This window comes from Pseudomonas sp. FBCC-B1565 (genome assembly GCF_059133265.1).
Window position 1 is genome coordinate 6,469,385 of sequence record NZ_CP101438.1, and the last position, 15,997, is coordinate 6,485,381.

At 51.7% G+C, this 15,997-nt stretch carries 13 protein-coding genes and 1 tRNA gene; 9 read left to right on the top strand and 5 right to left on the bottom strand.

Annotated features, from left to right (window positions below):
• Positions 1-345: 345 nt before the first annotated feature.
• From NL123_RS29790 to NL123_RS29830, 9 genes are all read left to right on the top strand, one after another.
• Positions 346-422: transfer RNA gene (locus tag NL123_RS29790), tRNA-Arg, on the top strand.
• Between the two features lie 167 nt (positions 423-589).
• Positions 590-1,825 (top strand): tyrosine-type recombinase/integrase, encoded by a 1,236-nt coding sequence (locus tag NL123_RS29795; RefSeq protein WP_494356911.1) that lies wholly within the window; start codon positions 590-592, stop codon positions 1,823-1,825.
• A gap of 556 nt (positions 1,826-2,381) precedes the next feature.
• Entirely contained in the window at positions 2,382-2,699 is a 318-nt protein-coding gene (locus NL123_RS29800; RefSeq protein ID WP_082463571.1) for a helix-turn-helix transcriptional regulator, read from the top strand.
• Complete coding sequence (locus NL123_RS29805; RefSeq protein WP_256823162.1) at positions 2,696-3,001, top strand: hypothetical protein; 306 nt, start codon at positions 2,696-2,698, stop codon at positions 2,999-3,001. Before NL123_RS29800 ends, NL123_RS29805 begins: the two co-directional genes overlap by 4 nt.
• Positions 3,002-3,048: 47 nt before the next feature.
• A complete protein-coding gene (locus NL123_RS29810) occupies positions 3,049-3,534 on the top strand; it encodes a hypothetical protein (protein WP_133257337.1) in 486 nt (161 codons plus the stop codon).
• The gene (locus NL123_RS29815; protein ID WP_122554707.1) at positions 3,531-3,815 is read left to right on the top strand and encodes a hypothetical protein; all 285 of its coding nucleotides are present in this window, start codon (positions 3,531-3,533) and stop codon (positions 3,813-3,815) included. The genes NL123_RS29810 and NL123_RS29815 overlap by 4 nt, the downstream gene beginning before the upstream one ends.
• Positions 3,812-4,084, top strand: a complete 273-nt coding sequence (locus NL123_RS29820) for a DUF3077 domain-containing protein (protein ID WP_256823161.1) — start codon at positions 3,812-3,814, stop codon at positions 4,082-4,084. Before NL123_RS29815 ends, NL123_RS29820 begins: the two co-directional genes overlap by 4 nt.
• Positions 4,081-6,969 (top strand): DUF927 domain-containing protein, encoded by a 2,889-nt coding sequence (locus tag NL123_RS29825; protein ID WP_494356912.1) that lies wholly within the window; start codon positions 4,081-4,083, stop codon positions 6,967-6,969. The genes NL123_RS29820 and NL123_RS29825 overlap by 4 nt, the downstream gene beginning before the upstream one ends.
• A gap of 89 nt (positions 6,970-7,058) precedes the next feature.
• Positions 7,059-7,916 carry a hypothetical protein gene (locus tag NL123_RS29830; protein ID WP_494356913.1) on the top strand — a complete coding sequence of 286 codons (858 nt, stop codon included), beginning with the start codon at positions 7,059-7,061 and terminating at the stop codon, positions 7,914-7,916.
• Positions 7,917-8,048: 132 nt separating this feature from the next.
• On the opposite strand, the gene NL123_RS29835 is transcribed toward NL123_RS29830, so the two are convergent.
• From NL123_RS29835 to NL123_RS29855, 5 genes are all read right to left on the bottom strand, one after another.
• Positions 8,049-9,779 carry a hypothetical protein gene (locus tag NL123_RS29835; RefSeq protein ID WP_256823158.1) on the bottom strand — a complete coding sequence of 577 codons (1,731 nt, stop codon included), beginning with the start codon at positions 9,777-9,779 and terminating at the stop codon, positions 8,049-8,051.
• Positions 9,776-11,503 (bottom strand): hypothetical protein, encoded by a 1,728-nt coding sequence (locus tag NL123_RS29840; RefSeq protein WP_494356914.1) that lies wholly within the window; start codon positions 11,501-11,503, stop codon positions 9,776-9,778. Before NL123_RS29840 ends, NL123_RS29835 begins: the two co-directional genes overlap by 4 nt.
• Before the next feature lie 100 nt (positions 11,504-11,603).
• Complete coding sequence (locus NL123_RS29845; protein ID WP_168232156.1) at positions 11,604-12,356, bottom strand: hypothetical protein; 753 nt, start codon at positions 12,354-12,356, stop codon at positions 11,604-11,606.
• Positions 12,357-12,478: 122 nt separating this feature from the next.
• The gene (locus tag NL123_RS29850; protein ID WP_494356915.1) at positions 12,479-13,891 is read right to left on the bottom strand and encodes a hypothetical protein; all 1,413 of its coding nucleotides are present in this window, start codon (positions 13,889-13,891) and stop codon (positions 12,479-12,481) included.
• Positions 13,892-13,934: 43 nt separating this feature from the next.
• The gene (locus tag NL123_RS29855; RefSeq protein WP_240968540.1) at positions 13,935-14,939 is read right to left on the bottom strand and encodes a hypothetical protein; all 1,005 of its coding nucleotides are present in this window, start codon (positions 14,937-14,939) and stop codon (positions 13,935-13,937) included.
• Positions 14,940-15,997 lie beyond the last annotated feature (1,058 nt).

The following is a 15,997-nucleotide window of genomic DNA, read 5'->3' on the forward strand; positions in this document are numbered from 1 at the left end:
GCACGCGGAGCGAATTAGAGTTGTTGAAAGGCGCCTTGTGGGCTGCCGTCAGGGAAATCAGCCCCAGCACGCGGGATAGCGTGAATAGCGCGCGGGAGACAGAGCGTTTGAAATCTCAAACGAATCCTAGGATCAATGGGGGGGCAGGGCAATAGTCTGTTCGAAAAAAAGAACGAAAACGGCGCTTTTAGTCGATCTTTCTGATCAGCGTCGTTGGTCCGGGTTCTACCCTTCTGATGAGTGGTGCCCGGCCCAGGGCCTTTATGCAGCGAATTCCTACACTTGGATGCCCAAAGACCAGCATGGACGCCCAAGGTCGACATGGGTATGATGTCGCCCGCACAAGCATCCGTAGCTCAGCTGGATAGAGTACTGCCCTCCGAAGGCAGGGGTCGTGGGTTCGAATCCCGCCGGGTGCACCATATAGCAGTCTCGGGCTGTCTCAGACAGTCTACGAAACGCCCCAAGAAGCCCGCCCCGTGCGGGCTTTCTTGTTTCTGGCTATCCATCCCTGTCTACCCCTATAACTTCCCGCCGTGTATGCCCACGTGTATGCTTTGAGATTCCTATAACTGGAGGCATACATGCAGTGAAGCGCACTGAAATCAAACGCCGCCCCTTAGCAGACACCACACTTGCAGGACTGGAGCCGGAGAACGCTACGTATCGTGAGCAGGACGGGAATGGCCTGTACTTCCGAGTGAAACCTAACGGGCAAAAATCATGGGAGCTGCGCTACAAAAAGCCAGACGGGAAATGGTCGTGGCTGGGCCTCGGCGGCTACCCCGATATCAGTGGCTCATTGGCGAGACAGAAAGCAGCTCAACTGCGGGAAGACGCATCGACCGGCAAAAATCCATTAGTGAGCAAGCAAGCTCGCAAGGTTGCCGACCAGGTTGCTGCCAACAACACTTTTGAGGCGTTAGGCCGTGAGTGGTTTGAAGCCAGACGCACAAGCTGGGAAGCAGGTACGTCCCGACGAGTACTGGGAGCACTGGAGCTTCATGTGTTCCCTGTCTTCGGCAAGCGCGTGTACACAGAAATATTGCCCCTGGAATGGATGGAGTTTCTACGTGGCATGGAGCAGAAGGGGATCATTGAACAAATGGGCCGAGTTCGCGCCTTTTGCAAAGAGATCTATGACCTGGCCCGCGTAACAGGACGAGCCGTCCACAACCCCCTTGAAGGTCTCAGCAAATTCCTGCAATCACGTAGCGCTGAAAACTATGCACACGTTTCGATTGAAGAACTGCCTGCACTACTTCGGGCGATCAACTCCTACCCTCACGCAAAGGACGTTCGCATAGGGCTTCGCTTGCTTTCCTTATTAGCATCGCGCCCGAGCGAGATCCGAGAAGCACGCTGGTCAGAAATTGATCTCTCCAAAAAGCTATGGACGATCCCAGCCGAGCGAATGAAACGTCGTCGCGAACATGTGGTGCCCCTCTCTCGACAGGCGATCGAAGCGCTCACTGAGTTACGAACACTTACAGGTGCGTACCCTCTCCTATTTCCAGGCAGGAAAGACAGGACAATCCCTCGTAGTAACACCGTCTTTCTAATGGCGCTCCGCAGACTGGGATATGCCGGTCGGCAAACAGGCCACGGCTTTCGTCACATCGCGAGCACCATACTCAATGAGCAGGGTTTCGATGAGAATCACATTGAGGCCCAGCTCTCTCATGCAAAAGAGGGTATTGCCGGGGTCTATAACAAAGCGGTGTACCTGCCTCAACGTAGAGTGATGATGCAGTGGTACGCCGATCATCTTGATGCGCTAGTGAGTGGAAATGTGGTGCAGGGCCAATTTGGAAAGACAGTATGAGAGCACATACCCAGCCCCCCTCCAAAACCGGTGTAACGGGTGTTACTCGTGTAACGCCACTCGCCAAGTACCCGAATTCATTGGCTTTCACACCCGTTACACAGTTGAGCGACATAGCGTACATCCGATGTAACACAGCCCCAACGTGTAACGCAAAAGTCAGCGCTCGGGTCCTGCGGGCAGCCATTTTTCACCCGAGCCTACCAAGCTACCTTCGCTGGCTCCGCCCTTCAAGCGCAGGGCGTGGGACTTTCGGTTACACAGCGCAGGAGACACTTGGCAATGACTGATCGCCAAACCGTACTGCATTCGGCGCTAACCAGCGGTCTGCTCAAATCTCTCTCAGCGCAACCGCTCTATGATCTCTGCCGTGGACAGGTCGCTGACGCCTGCCACCTGATCGAACAGTGCTAGCTGCGCAATTACTAAACCGCCGCGTTCACCCTGCGTTGCCCCCATATTGACTACACATTGATCGGTCTAGGGGAAAAGTGGTTTTCTTCGTCTAGATAAATGTATAGATAGATACCCCTGTATCCATAACCAGGGGTTATCCATGAAAGACCATACCCGCAAGTACGCAAATCCCACCGAAATCCGCTCTTACGAAACGAGCGATCTGAGCGCCAAGCGAACCAGTCACCCTGCTGCAGATCCTTCAGCGATTCTGATCCGTATGCCGGAAGTAATGGGCATAGTCGGGTTAGCACGTCCAACGATTTACAAACTTATGCAGCAAGCGGATAGCGGCTTCCCAATTCCAGTAAAACTAAGCGGTAGTAGCGCACGTAGCGCTCCCGTCGCATGGGTACTGGCTGAAGTTTTAGATTGGACGCGTGCACGAATCGCAGCTCGAGACAGGGTGGCGGCATGAAAAATCGAGCCGCTAACAACGCCATTTTGCAGCCCTTTTCTGTACTCAGAACAGTCGGATTCTCATCACGCGGTATGCAGCGTTTTGAACGTTACCGCACAGAGCAAAAACGCCTGAACCGGGACGTGATGGTGATGCGATGGAGAGATGGCATCTGGTGCGCATTGTCAGTTCCCTGCCAAGCCCCTCAAGCAATCATCGTCGACGAAGGCCAACAAATCGATGCCTACGAGGATGCGCGCGCGTGCCTCGAAGACGACCTGTTGCCCTTTGTCTCCCTGCGCTGGGACATCCATGCCTGAAACGAAAACGCCCCCGGCGGCAACCGGAGGCGTTGAGGTAAATCTACATGCCTGATCAATTTATGCCGCATCGAAAAAATCCGCAAGTGATCTGCACAGTTGCACTTTCAAAAAACGGGCGTTACTCTCTGGCTGTCGCTGCAAATTCAGCGACCGGGCTTGGTAACCCGACGAAATCAAGGCGCAACAGCGCCCCCATTACGATTGCAGGCGCTTTTTTTGTGCCCGCAGTTACGTGTTATGGCGGCTGTGCGTGGGAGGCATTCGTGCCTGCCGGGTTCCTTGATTCCCGGTTTACCAACCTGCGCACAGCTGCCACCCATTCGCTTGGTAACGAACGTGGCAGCTCCTCAAATCAAGGAGCTACACAGATGAAACACGCCTTCAATCCGTCCAAAATTCGCGCTGCTGCTCATCGAGCAATGGCTCTCGCCGCTTTACACGCCAACTCCAGCCTCGCTACACGCCTTTCCCGTTACAACGCCCATATGTCCAAGGCTCGCGCCCTGGAAGCCGCTGGGGGTGCCCAATGAGCATGCTCCCAGGCTTCTCACTTCCCGAGGATCTGCTCTGCGTCAGCCAGGACGTTGAAGCCGGTATTCCCATTGATGCCATCACCTGCGCCCTCGACCGTGCCGACTCAGTTCTGATGCTGCTGGAAGATCATTTAGACGGCGATAAACCCGTACTCTCCAACCGCGTGCTTTCATCCGTCATTTGGGACGTGCGCGGCACCTTGGGCTTGATCAAAACACTCGCCTTGTACGGTGATGCCTCCTCTGTGCCAATGGGCCAGAAAGGCGGTGCCCTGTGAACACTGCCACTACTCTCGGGCGTGCCGAATTCTCATGTGCTAACGACACTCACCAGAAGCTATTCCGGGTCAACGCAGGTGTGCCGCTTGAAGATGCGCTTGAAGCAATTTCACTGTTTCAGCACTACGCCAATCAACTAACCTTCGACGCCGCCATGAGTGACAAAGGCGAGCGTTTCAGTTGGCCGGCGTTCTACCTGGGCGAGATGGCTAAAGCGCTGATTGATGACGTGAACGATGCACTGTGTGCAGCGAGTACCACGCCATGACCCAGCGTACCGGCAACACCTCAAAACGTCCCAGCTTTGCCGACGTAAAAAGCGCCGCTTTGAAGAGTATCGACCGCGTCCTTACTCACTGGCTGCCGAATGGCAAACGCGTCGACGGCGGAAAGGAATACACCGCACCGAACCCCACGCGCACGGACAAACGTGCAGGCTCACTCAAGGTCAATTTGAGCAAAGGCACCTGGGCGGATTTTGCCACCGGCGATAAGGGCGGTGACCTGATCGACCTGGTGCGCTACATCGACGGCGGCACCGACGTTGAGGCCTGTAAAAAGCTGGCGGATCTGCTCAGCGTTTCCGCAGGATCTGCGACCACCAAAAGCGCACCGGCCAAGAGCGCAACGCCGGAGTGGATCGCGATTCAGCCGATCCCGGCCGAGGCCATGAAAAAGTGCCCAGCCAAACACCGGCAACACGGTGTGCCGTCCAAGGTGTGGATCTATCGGGATGCTCAGGGCCAGCCGATCATGGCGTTGTATCGTTTCGACCTAGGTCCAGATGAAGACGGCAAACCGCGAAAGGTCTTCGCGCCGTTGACCTGGTGCAAGCGTTCCCATGGTCAAACCACCCAATGGCGCTGGCAAGGCCTGCCTGAGCCCCGGCCCCTGCTGCGTCTGAATGAGCTGGTACAGCGCACCGATGCGCCTGTGGTGTTGTGTGAAGGCGAAAAGGCCGCTGACGCCGCTGCTGAACTCATGCCCGACCACGTAGCCACCTGCTGGCCGAACGGCTCCAACTCTTGGCACAAGGCCGATCTGACGCCACTCAAAGGGCGAAGCGTTGTGCTGTGGCCGGATAACGATGCCAGCGGCAAGGCCTGCATGGACGCCATCGAGCTCAAGGTGATTGAGCTGGGCGCCGCTTCGGTGCAACGAATCTCGCTCGACGTGTTCAAGCTCAAGCCCAGCAGCAAAGGTGGCAAGCCGACACTGATCAAGGGTGGCAAATGGGCGGATGGCGATGATGCAGCGGATGCGTTAGCCAAAGGATGGACCGCTGACCACCTGACCGAGCTGGTGCGTAACGGCGAGTTTTTCGGCACTGTCACTGAGCCCACTGAGCCCCAAGAACCGAAGGCCAAGGCGCCCGCCAAACGTCCTGCTAAATCGAAAAATGACCTGTTGCCGGGCGGCTTTCGCCTGACTCCCGAAGGAGTGTTTTATTCCGGCGATGATGGTGAGGCACGCCCCGTGTGTTCGCCTCTAGAAATCATCGCTCGCACTCGCGACAACAAGGGCCACAACTGGGGCTTGTTGGTTGAGTTCGACGACCCGGACGGCGCTAAAAAACGTTGGAACATTCCAGCCCGAACCATGACCGGCGACTTCGGCAAAGACGTACTCGGCCCGCTGGTAGACATGGGCCTGCGCCTTGCCGGAAGCCGATCAGGGCGCAACGCACGCAATGACCTGCAGAGTTACCTTGGCGGCTTCGACAGCGCCCAGCGCGCACGCTTGGTGACGCGCTTGGGCTGGCACGACAATGCGTTTCTATTGCCCGAGCAACAGATCGGCTCGCACGCCGAACACCTGCATTTTTATGAAGCCGGGGCGCAGCTTCCACCCATCAACGAGGCGGGTTCTCTGGAGCAGTGGCAGCAGCAAATCGGCGCGCTATGCATCGGTAACCACCGCTTAGCGTTTGTCGTCTCTGTGGCGTTTGCAGGGCCTCTGCTGAACCTGCTGGGGCATGAGTCGGGCGGCTTCCACCTTTATGGCGACAGTTCCGGGGGCAAGACCACCCACCTGCAAGTTGCTGCCTCGGTCTATGGCGGGCCGCGTCTGGTGCGTTCGTGGCGCTCGACAGACAACGCTTTGGAGTCCATCGCCGCCGCACACTCAGACGGCCTACTGGTCCTGGATGAAATCGGCATGTGCGATCCACGCATTATTGGCGAGACGGTGTACATGCTCGGCAACGGCACCGGTAAGGCTCGGGCGAATGATCGAGGACAAGCAGGCCGACAGGTGCAGGAGTGGCGCTTGCTGTTTCTCTCGACGGGCGAGAAGACGTTGGCACAGCACATGGCAGACGCCAATAAGGAGCTGAAAGCGGGCATGGAGGTTCGCATGCTTGCGGTGCCAGCGGATGCTAGCAAGGGCCTCGGCATGTTCGATGTGCTGAATGGTTTTGAGGATGCTGCCGCCCTCTCTGATGCGCTCAAGGCCCGTGTCGCCAAATACTACGGCACACCCCTCACCGCCTTCCTACAAGCACTGTGCGCGCCAGGAGAAATGCTCAGGTGGTCGGTGATCATTCGCCGCACTGTGGAGCAGTTCATCACCCAAAACCTCCCCGCATCGGCCAGTGGGCAAGCCCAACGTGCCGCCCTTCGCTTTGGCCTCGCAGCAGCGGCCGGAGAGTTGGCCACCGCCTTCGGCGTCACCGGTTGGCCTGATGGTACGGCCACGACTGCCGCAAGGGTATGCCTGCATGCGTGGCTGTCAGAGCGTGGCGGCGCCGGAAATTTCGAGGGCGATGCAATCTTGGCCCGGCTACGCCAAGTCATCGAGCGATTTGGAGAAAGCCGCTTTACCCGCTGGGAATCCGCCGCCGCCAAGATCGATGAACACGGCCCACGCACGATTGATCGGTTGGGCTTTCGCAAGACGATGGAACACGGCATGGGCGATGCCCTGCACACCACCAACACCTACTACGTGCTGCCGGAAGCATGGCGCTCCGAAATCTTCCGAGGCATGAACCTGAGTGCGGTTAACAAAGAGCTCCTGCGACGAGGCGTTTTAGAGCCTGGAAAGGATGGCAAAGCTTCGACCGCAGTACGACTGCCAGGGCTGGGCTTGCAGCGCTGCTATGTGGTTGTCGCAGTGCCAGAACAAGGTGATCACGGCGCCCAGGCGGCGTAATAACGGCCACTCCATGAGGATGCAGGCTCACCTTGGCCTGGCCCGCCAACGAAAAAAACCAATCAACCTTTTGCCTTTAGGAACGCAACATGGACCAGCTAAAACAGCAACAAGTCGCTTTGATTCAAGAACTGGAAACATTGGAACAAAGCCTGCCACAACTGGAGGCCGAATGGCGCAACGCACCCAGCGGATTCAGTGCGAATGGCAACATAATTGGAAGCCCTGAAAGCCGCGAGGCTATGGAAAAATTATCAAGCGTCAAAGCCCGCATAGATGTGATTCCCCGTGAGCTGGCATCAATTGATAGCAAGCTTCAACACCTGGAGAAGATGGGAAAAATTGGTCAGATCAAAGCTGACGCTATTCAAGCGATGACTGATGCAACCGCTGAAGTCGAAACGCTGGAACGGAAAAAATCGCACCTGAACGAGCGGTTTCAGACAATTCAATCAGAGGCCGATCAAGCCCTGGAAAAGGCGCAACAAGCCGAGCGCGATGCTGCAACGTCCTACGCCAAATGCCTCGCAAGCGGTGATGCCGAAGGGGAAAAAACAGCAAGCGGCGAAATGCAAAGGGCCGCTAAGCAACTGGCAACAACGGACGAGCAGGTAAGGAGGCAAGACCTGATCCTCAGTGCTCTGCAAGTCGAGCTTGATGCTCTTGAGGCTCAAATCACGAGTGCTCGCCAGCGTGGAGATGAGTCCAAGACAGCCGCGTTGAGCGCGGTTGGATTTGCATTGGATGAGGAGTGGAACGCGGTGACCGAACAACTGCTCGCTGTAGGCGCACGGTTACTTGCCGTCAGCTACCAAAAAGGCGGAATGGGAGATGGGCTGTCTGGGCTGGAGGTGCCTCGCTTCGGCCCCTTCCATTCGAGGCTTGAGCGCTCCGATTTGGCAGCGGTCGCTCGTAATATCTCATTGGCCGAGCTGCTAGCCGCGTAACCCCGAATCAGCCCGCGCTCGCGGGCTGTTTACTCTTGCCAATATCGCGCATCACTTGGCGAATAAGCGGAACGACTATCATCTAACGTTTATGCCACTGCGCCAAATGAAGCCCAGCGCAGTCGAGGTAATTTAATTAGCGCTACTGCCTCCGCCTATAGTTGAAATAGCCATTTCATAGCTAGCTTTAAAAAAGTGGACTGGGATCGGGTATCGATAATATCTACATGCTATAAGCAATAATGGGAATTGCGATCGCTCAATCGCACTTAATCTATAGAAGCTAGACGAGAGATCTGCCTCATCAAAAATCGCCCGTAGGTACTCAAACTTGTCACTTGGTATCTTCACGTGCGAGAGCGTAGCCCCGTGCGCCGCCTTGCCGGATAAGAAATTATCTTCGGAAGCGGCATCGGGAAACCAGATTTGAAAATTGCAATGTTGTAAAACTTCGGATTTCAAACCGCGAATATTATTGTACGATTCGTCGGCAGCTGTAAGAGCACAGAGCATCGCCAAACTCGGATAAAGTATGGAGCCTGCTGTAACCTCTTCAAAATAGCCTGAGTCTGCGCGAGGATGATGAATAAGCTCATGATACTCGCTTAAGTTACATGGATAGGTACTTTTGATTGCCAACCGAAACATGGAACCAGTAACGATCTGCTGCAACCATTCCGCTGAATTATTATCAACGCCGAAATCCAGCCCCATAAACCAAAATGCGAGCACTATATCTATAGCATGATCGTCTTTAACTGGCGAATTTAATTCTGGGTTATTTTCAATCATATTTGCCATGACTTGCTGAAGCGTAACTATCTGTTGAACTGTACTTTTACCTATTTCAGTTTCTCGCTGCTCTTGAGAGTACCTCTCGAACAGCCAGCAAAGATGCAAACCTGCGATTGCCAACCGCCCCAATATATCAAATAGCTTCAAATTCACATCAATTGATGCGGAGCCACGTATAGCAGCCGATAATGCGTGCAAATTTGATGTGCGCGGCATGATAACGGAAGTAATATATTGAATGGATATCTGAAGCTGCAAGCTGCGTATCGCACCGTAAATAGCCGTAACGGCACGGCAAATTTTAATAGTTCCTTGTGTGTGAGCCTTTGTGGCATCCCATCCCTGCAGCACGGCAAATTCCGAACTTAGATATGCACTTTCAATATTGCCTTGCTCACGACACCAAGAATATAGTATCCACAGACAGATATAAAGCTGACGGCTTGCCATCAAAACTTTTTCTGGATTGCATCTATCGACATCTAAAACCAGACCAACCAACTCTTTAAAGAATCCATGAGAGGCCTCAGGCTCGTCAAGAATAGCTAGCGACTTTCTTAATAATTTCCTGCAGTTCTCGGGAAGTAATTCCTCTCGAAGAAAATGCTTTTCAATTAAATTCGCGAGCCTTTCACCATCCCACTCGCTGAACCGCAAGTTATCTTTGGTATGACGTTTGATATAAGAACTAACTTCTAACCGGACTGTCTCTTTTATATTTCCACCGAAACACAAACATATTTCAATTGGTTTGTCACGATGCTCGAGAGGAAGATGTGTTTGAATATAAACATCTTGGATTTCATCAAGCGAAGGCCTTAAAGCCTGATCGGTGTTATTCCAATCTGTTCGACCCAGATTGCCAGACTTAACAGAAAATAAGTAAACGGTTTCCGGTGCGCCATCAATGCTGCCAACAGCTGCAACGTCAATCCCGTATTGACGACCACCTACACCTGGTTTTGAAAAAACATCTAGTCCCATCTGGGACAAAAGATCTGGCAGCAGCGCGTCCAGTTCGCCTCTCTCTTTTAGCGAAGATAAATACTCTCTAATAATTAGCTTCACTTAGAAATCCTCGTCGCTTTGGACACTCGAAGAAAATACTCGAGCTGGTGATGTTCTAGGTAATCCAAGGAGGGAAATTCCATTGAGGCACTTACGCTGTGCATTGGTGTTTCCTGCCTCAGCCTTTCGCTGCCGCTTCCAGGATATATATAGTTAATCGAACTATTGCCGTAAAGTATCACCGATGGCTTACCCATTAACTGAGTAAGGAGTGAATCTTTTCTAGCCCCCTTAAAAGATTCCAGCATTTCTCTGTGAAATTTCAAATTGTATGTTTCTCTCTGTGCAGCGGAGGGCTGCAACTCCTCCGCACCCTCAGCAACACTCAATCCATTGTGATATTCGGAGAGCGCGTCGTCGAATGCATTTAGAGCCTTCTGAAAAAAGCTAGGATGCGGCCCCGACAAGCAATTTATATATTTTTTCACACTAGAAGGATAGCTCATACCTAATGGATAATATAAAACACCGACTAAGGCATCTGCCTTCTCAGGCAGTATAGCCATCATAGATATGATATAGCTGGCGGCACTGACAGGATATACAAAAAAATAAGCACAGGCTTTTTTTGCAAGTAATACGTATGAGTCAGGAGTCAAGGCTCTTAAAATATTTGCATCAACAGAAATAGGAATCCCCGAGCGGCCATCACCTGCTACTAAAGTCGCTATAGATCCGGCCAATTTGTAATTATTAGATAGTAACCATCTAGTAATTAAAATCTCAAGAAACGACCTGTTTTCTGCCTGCGATAGGAGATATGAAAAATGGCCAAAACCTGAAAGAGTTAAGTCCTCATGCTTTTCTAAAAGTTTCTCTACAAACTCCAACGCCTCTAAAAACCTATCAGCAATAAAATATTTGTGCAGACCAACACTCACAACGTCCAAAATAGTTTTATCAACAACTTCAATTGTTTCAAGAAAGCCCAATAACATATAGGCAAGCTTTGGAGCTTTCACAATATCTATCATCGCAAACGCATGCGCTGCGGCTCGAACAACGAGAGGGCGATGATCTAGTAAAATCTTCTTGATAACTGCAAGACTCAATGACTCATTATTGCTGCCCGGAGTACTCGCTATTGAAATTAATGCTCTTAAGGCTATGGAGCTCTGTTCTTCATCACTCGGGACCGAGACAAGCTTATCAATGGAAATAATAGTTTTCTCTAGAGCTCCATCTACACCTTCATACGAAAACCTAGCACAGGCCATCAGCGCCTGAATACGAGTTATGGCGCACTCTGACTTTAAAAGTAACAAGGCTCTGGTGTGAAAAAAAGGAAAATCATAAGTCGATCCCGCGATCAGAATAGGGCTAATGAGCGGGAGTAAAATTGACGACTCTTGCGCTACTTCAAGAGCGCTCCGCGAACGAGCGAGATCTTTTTTACAGTAATCTTCAAAAGCTTGGATAGTTCCTGCCCCCTCCATCAGCCCTTCAACATGCACCACGCAATCTAACACATCGGCAATAGGAGCTGAAATCGCCAACAAAAACTTATTAAATAATGAAACTAAAGCAAAAGCCTCATAACCAATATCTACTTTTTCTAGAGATTTAAACTCTGACAACACATCAAGATCGCCGCTGCGTTGAAGCTCAACCAATACTCCAACCACCCCAGCTTTAGCCTTATCCTCCTCTAATTTACCTCTCAAGACATGCATAAACTGGCCCCGCGAAGCTGCCTCCCTTAATTGCTCTAATAACAATGACATAAAATTTTCCCCTCCCTCATTTTCGCCCCTAGCTTGAGAGCGCGAACCATACAAGCATTCCAATTAACGTCATATCCAATCTTCAGCCAAACACTTAAGTTCAATAAGGGAAATTTTTATGCCAGTTCGGTTTCTCTTGCATAGCACTTATAAAATAATCAATAATTTTTTTTGCTGACAGATAGGGTTCCGGCGTAAGAATAATTGCCTTCCATACTGTATCTATTTCCGGTCCGGAGGACCGACGATCTTCAGTTTTCATATGAACTATTCGGTCTCTAGTATTCTTTAGCTGCTTATAAGCCTGCCAGCATCGCCCGCCCTTTGGTGAGGCGCAACACAAAATCTCCGGCAGAACTTCTGTCAGTTTTTCGTCTAACGAAGTGAAGCGTTCTATTGTCTCTTTGTTAGCAGCCTCTAGAATGACTTTACTTTTATTATGACGCGCATAAAAATAATCTGCAGGTATTGTTTCGTTAGCGAATGCCTCGATAGCGGTGAAAGCCAAGACAATCGACTCGATCATTTTCTCAATATAGTTAAATGCGTCCTTATCAGTCGGAAAATTGACTTCCTTATGGAGCGTTTTGTCTATACCGCTTAGGTCACGAATCTCACCTGCTGAAATGAATGCTAACGCAGATGCATTAAGAAGCAAGGCCGAAGCATTAGGCAACGGAATTGTTAGATGCTTTTTCTTTGTTAAAGAAATTATTGTAGATACTGTAATGCGCGTACCTTTAGGCGATAAAATTCCGGACCACGGTGAAACCCAGTCCTCAGCCAAGTAGGAAAATGTTTGAAGCCTCCAATCATTACTGGCTTGAGTATCTGAGGGCTTAACTGGTTTCATTTGATCCCTTGCCTGAAACTTAGATGGAGAGTCGAAGTTTAAAACTACACGCCTTTATTTGTATCTCACGAAAAACATTGAAATTGAGCTGATCTCCAAGAGCAAAGATATGCTACACATCATCACACGTAAGTTACCAATATAAACGAGGTAATCTTGAAGTACGCCCTTATCCCCATGCCGAAGTTAAGAGGAATCGGAGGCCTAACTTTTGGCATCGGTTTCATAGGTTCAACCTGATGCTGAGGTTGGACCGTAGAACCGCCTTTGGAAATGGCTGGGATTTCGTAAACGAATGCAAAAATGACGATCCCTAAAGCACTCACGCCCAGCATCGATAAGCCCCACCTGCTTACGCGAGTGAACAGCTTTTCTACTTCGCCAATAGGCTCAGCAACCATTTTTCTATATTCTTCGCCGGATAGAAAACGGTATAGCTTTGGCTGCCACTCTTGGCGCACTCTCTGTTGAATGGTAATGAATTTCCGTCCCGACACCACGCTCATGATGGTATAGCCAAACGCCACGCCCATGACTAGGGAAATTAGGTAGGGATTGATCTGCACTGTGAGTCGGGCTGCGATCAGGCCAAGGCCGACCGTTAAAGCTGTAGCTATCGCGGCTACAGCTTGGCGGGTTGCATCTGTCGCTTTTGACGTTTCCTCAGTGACAGCCTTGCGCAGTTCCCCTAAGGACTTAAGGGTGTCCTTGGTGATCTCCGACACTGCCATTTGATAGGCGATCTTGGCGCAATCAAGTGCGCCTCTGAGGTATTCCCTGAAGTAATCCCCTGCCAAGCCGTCGGCCCTACCGGATCGGGCGATTTCCGCTGATAGGAGGATGTGTTTTACCTCAGCCTCCCTCGCACTGTCGAAGACCCAACCAGCTGCTTCCTGGACAATCTCAAAACTTTCAAGCGACGCTTCCTCACCTCCATCTGCCATATGGCTGATCGTGAGGCTTAGCTTAGGTGGTCCTTTAAAGGTGAGCGTGGTACCAGTGGAGTCGATCTCGTTTGCAAAGCAGCGAGTTAGATAATTGAGCGCGTGCGCTGCCCAGATCACTTGGAATGGGTCACTTGGTTCGAGGGCATAACCTTCTGCAAGCAACCAATGCCGAACGTCTTCTGGAACAGTGCGAACGTTCGCCGATTCTTTAACCAGTAGACGAGGCGGCTTGGTGGCTGGTGATTCCATCAATGGTAAGGATTCGGTCCATCCACAATAGATCCTGGCCCGGGTGCTGAACGCAGAGGTCAACCCAAGGATGCGCCAGCATGACGCACTATGGCCCCTGCGGAGAAAGCCCCTGTACCCAATCTCGGTGGCGATAAACAGATCATCAGAAGCACTTTGTTCGGAAGATAAGGGCTTTTCGAGCGCAATACGAAAAGGTCCAAAATCAGCATCAACCTCTTCAATACCGTATTCAGTGCCATGGCTATCGGCAATGCTGAATGGCCAACCCCCTTCGGCTGCAGCACACGCTACTTCGAGAGTGGTTTCGGCTGACAAATTTGAGGCGACGAGACTCATCGCCCCTTCCGTGATCAAAGCTTTTTGAGTTCTCGCTAGACAATTAAGTAGTTTGACCAGGCTTAGGTGTGACAACGCTGTCCTCCATGACCTTATCGGTGTCAACAATGATCTGTTTTCTGTCTCCGTCAAGGTCGACTACCAGCACATTAGGATTCTCGATTTTGTCCGGGAACAGAATCGTCACGCCCTCGACCGTCATAATCTTGCGCATGTAGGGCTGCCGGAAAATCCGCCGATCTGGCTTGAAGCTTATTTCATGGATTTTGCTCCCCTTCACACGCCTGCGGGTTTCACGCTCCAGCCTGTTAGCAACTTTATCGTCTTCCGGATGGCCCGCCGCCGCCATGACCGCCTCGACAATTGCCTCTTCATCAATTTTTCTACGAGCGCCCAGGGAAGCCTGTGCCCTCTTAACGGCCCGAGGCACATCCTGGTCAGGCAAATCAGCCTTGCAAGCTTGTAGAGCACCCTTTATCAATTTTCGAGCTATCTCACTCAGCTCTGTATCGGAGACAGCTCTGGTAACAGAAAGGAAATCGGCGAAATAGTCTGCAAGGTCAGCACCTTGCTTGGTCCGGTCAGTCGCTGAGATATTGTGATCTGCTACGCCATCGACGACACGCACCAGCGCCGTCTTCTGGATGGCCTTCTTATCATCCACCAGGGCCGTAACTATTCTGCGAAAGGCTTGACCTGGAGATGACTCATTTTGCTCAAGGGCAAGCTTGTAGTCATATTTGATCAGGCTGTAGATTTTCACATCTGGATCTGCGACTTCAAGCTCAAACATGCACAGAACGCCGTCAGCGCTGCCGCCGACGTGTTTGCGATTAAAGCTGGCAGCCAAACTCTGCGCTCCATGCTCAAAAGAGACATCGCCGGTCGCTATGGACTCGATTTCTTGGCGCGTTGTGGAGACCGACTTGAACATGAAGACTGGCGTAGCCGCCATGTCCTGTATCTTGCCTATGAAGAACGCCTCCTCTTCCAAAGAGCGCTCAGGCATCGCCAGAAAGTCCTTGGGGCCAACCACGTGTAGGATCATTCTACTGATCCTCAACGACTCTGATTCTTCGTCCGTAAAAAAGCTCATACGATCTCCAATAAAAGCCCAGCACTTCCTAGTTGTTATATGGCGTGCTCGCGTCAGCGCGTTTACAGCAGATCACCAGCGAGCTCCGCCTGCGCTCTAATTGCGGGAGCCGCCTATAGTGAGGTCAAAACACAAGCAGTGTCCAAATAAACTGGCAAGCGGCCATTATTGGAAGCCGCGCTTAAATCGGCTTTTCAAATACTGACGAGGTGGAACTCTAAAAACCTCCAAGCTCCCCGCTCATGCCTGAAGTGGTCCCGAGCCAAACCCCATCTTACTAATAGCAGCCAGATCAAGCCGCATCAGATGTAACACGTCTAGCACTTGTAACACCTCATCACGCGAGCGTCTCACAGAAGTGTAACGACTATAAAAATCATAAATATCAATATGTTAACCAGCTCCGTTACACAAGTAACACCTGTAACACCGATTTTTAGCCCCCCTTGCCCCTTTTGAGGAAAAGCCTTCAGCGACGGAGGTCATGACCATGCTTCTATGACGTTAAACTCAACCGGTCCCTCGCGAATTTGACTCGATACGGGGTAGAAAACCCGCCTGATCGTGTCAGCGGAAAGGCGCCCAGCTTAGTGAACAGGTGAACCGGGTGAACTGCTGTTCACCCGTGCATTTGCCCTATGAATCGGGAAGCCGCTGGGGACCCTGGGCAGTTCGGACAGACACGGGGCACAAAACCCGCGCGTTCGTGTTAGCGGCTGGATTTTTTAAGTTGGTTGACAGGTTGACAGGTTGACGTGGTTGACACCCATCACCATGGTTGACGCCCTGCGGGTGTTCACTATCAGCAACAGATACAGCCACCTTTACCGAAGCTGTAACGATGGCCCTTTTTCTTCAACATCCTTTCAATTTCAACGATTGAAATTTCAGTAACTTCAGGCACCTCCCACTAACTCGATCCCGCGGGTTTCATGCCCCGTGTGAAGCTAAAGCGCTCAGGGTCCCCAGCCTGATTTCCTCTCATCAAAAGGGGGAGCCAGCGAAATTCG

What these genes read in the sequence shown, in the direction of transcription:
- NL123_RS29800 (WP_082463571.1), top strand. Translation starts at nt 2,382, where the DNA reads ATGAAAGACCATACCCGCAAGTACGCAAATCCCACCGAAATCCGCTCT.
- NL123_RS29805 (WP_256823162.1), top strand. Translation starts at nt 2,696, where the DNA reads ATGAAAAATCGAGCCGCTAACAACGCCATTTTGCAGCCCTTTTCTGTA.
- NL123_RS29810 (WP_133257337.1), top strand. Translation starts at nt 3,049, where the DNA reads ATGCCTGATCAATTTATGCCGCATCGAAAAAATCCGCAAGTGATCTGC.
- NL123_RS29815 (WP_122554707.1), top strand. Translation starts at nt 3,531, where the DNA reads ATGAGCATGCTCCCAGGCTTCTCACTTCCCGAGGATCTGCTCTGCGTC.
- NL123_RS29825 (WP_494356912.1), top strand. Translation starts at nt 4,081, where the DNA reads ATGACCCAGCGTACCGGCAACACCTCAAAACGTCCCAGCTTTGCCGAC.
- NL123_RS29830 (WP_494356913.1), top strand. Translation starts at nt 7,059, where the DNA reads ATGGACCAGCTAAAACAGCAACAAGTCGCTTTGATTCAAGAACTGGAA.
- NL123_RS29840 (WP_494356914.1), bottom strand. Translation starts at nt 11,503, where the DNA reads ATGTCATTGTTATTAGAGCAATTAAGGGAGGCAGCTTCGCGGGGCCAG.
- NL123_RS29845 (WP_168232156.1), bottom strand. Translation starts at nt 12,356, where the DNA reads ATGAAACCAGTTAAGCCCTCAGATACTCAAGCCAGTAATGATTGGAGG.
- NL123_RS29850 (WP_494356915.1), bottom strand. Translation starts at nt 13,891, where the DNA reads ATGAGTCTCGTCGCCTCAAATTTGTCAGCCGAAACCACTCTCGAAGTA.
- NL123_RS29855 (WP_240968540.1), bottom strand. Translation starts at nt 14,939, where the DNA reads ATGATCCTACACGTGGTTGGCCCCAAGGACTTTCTGGCGATGCCTGAG.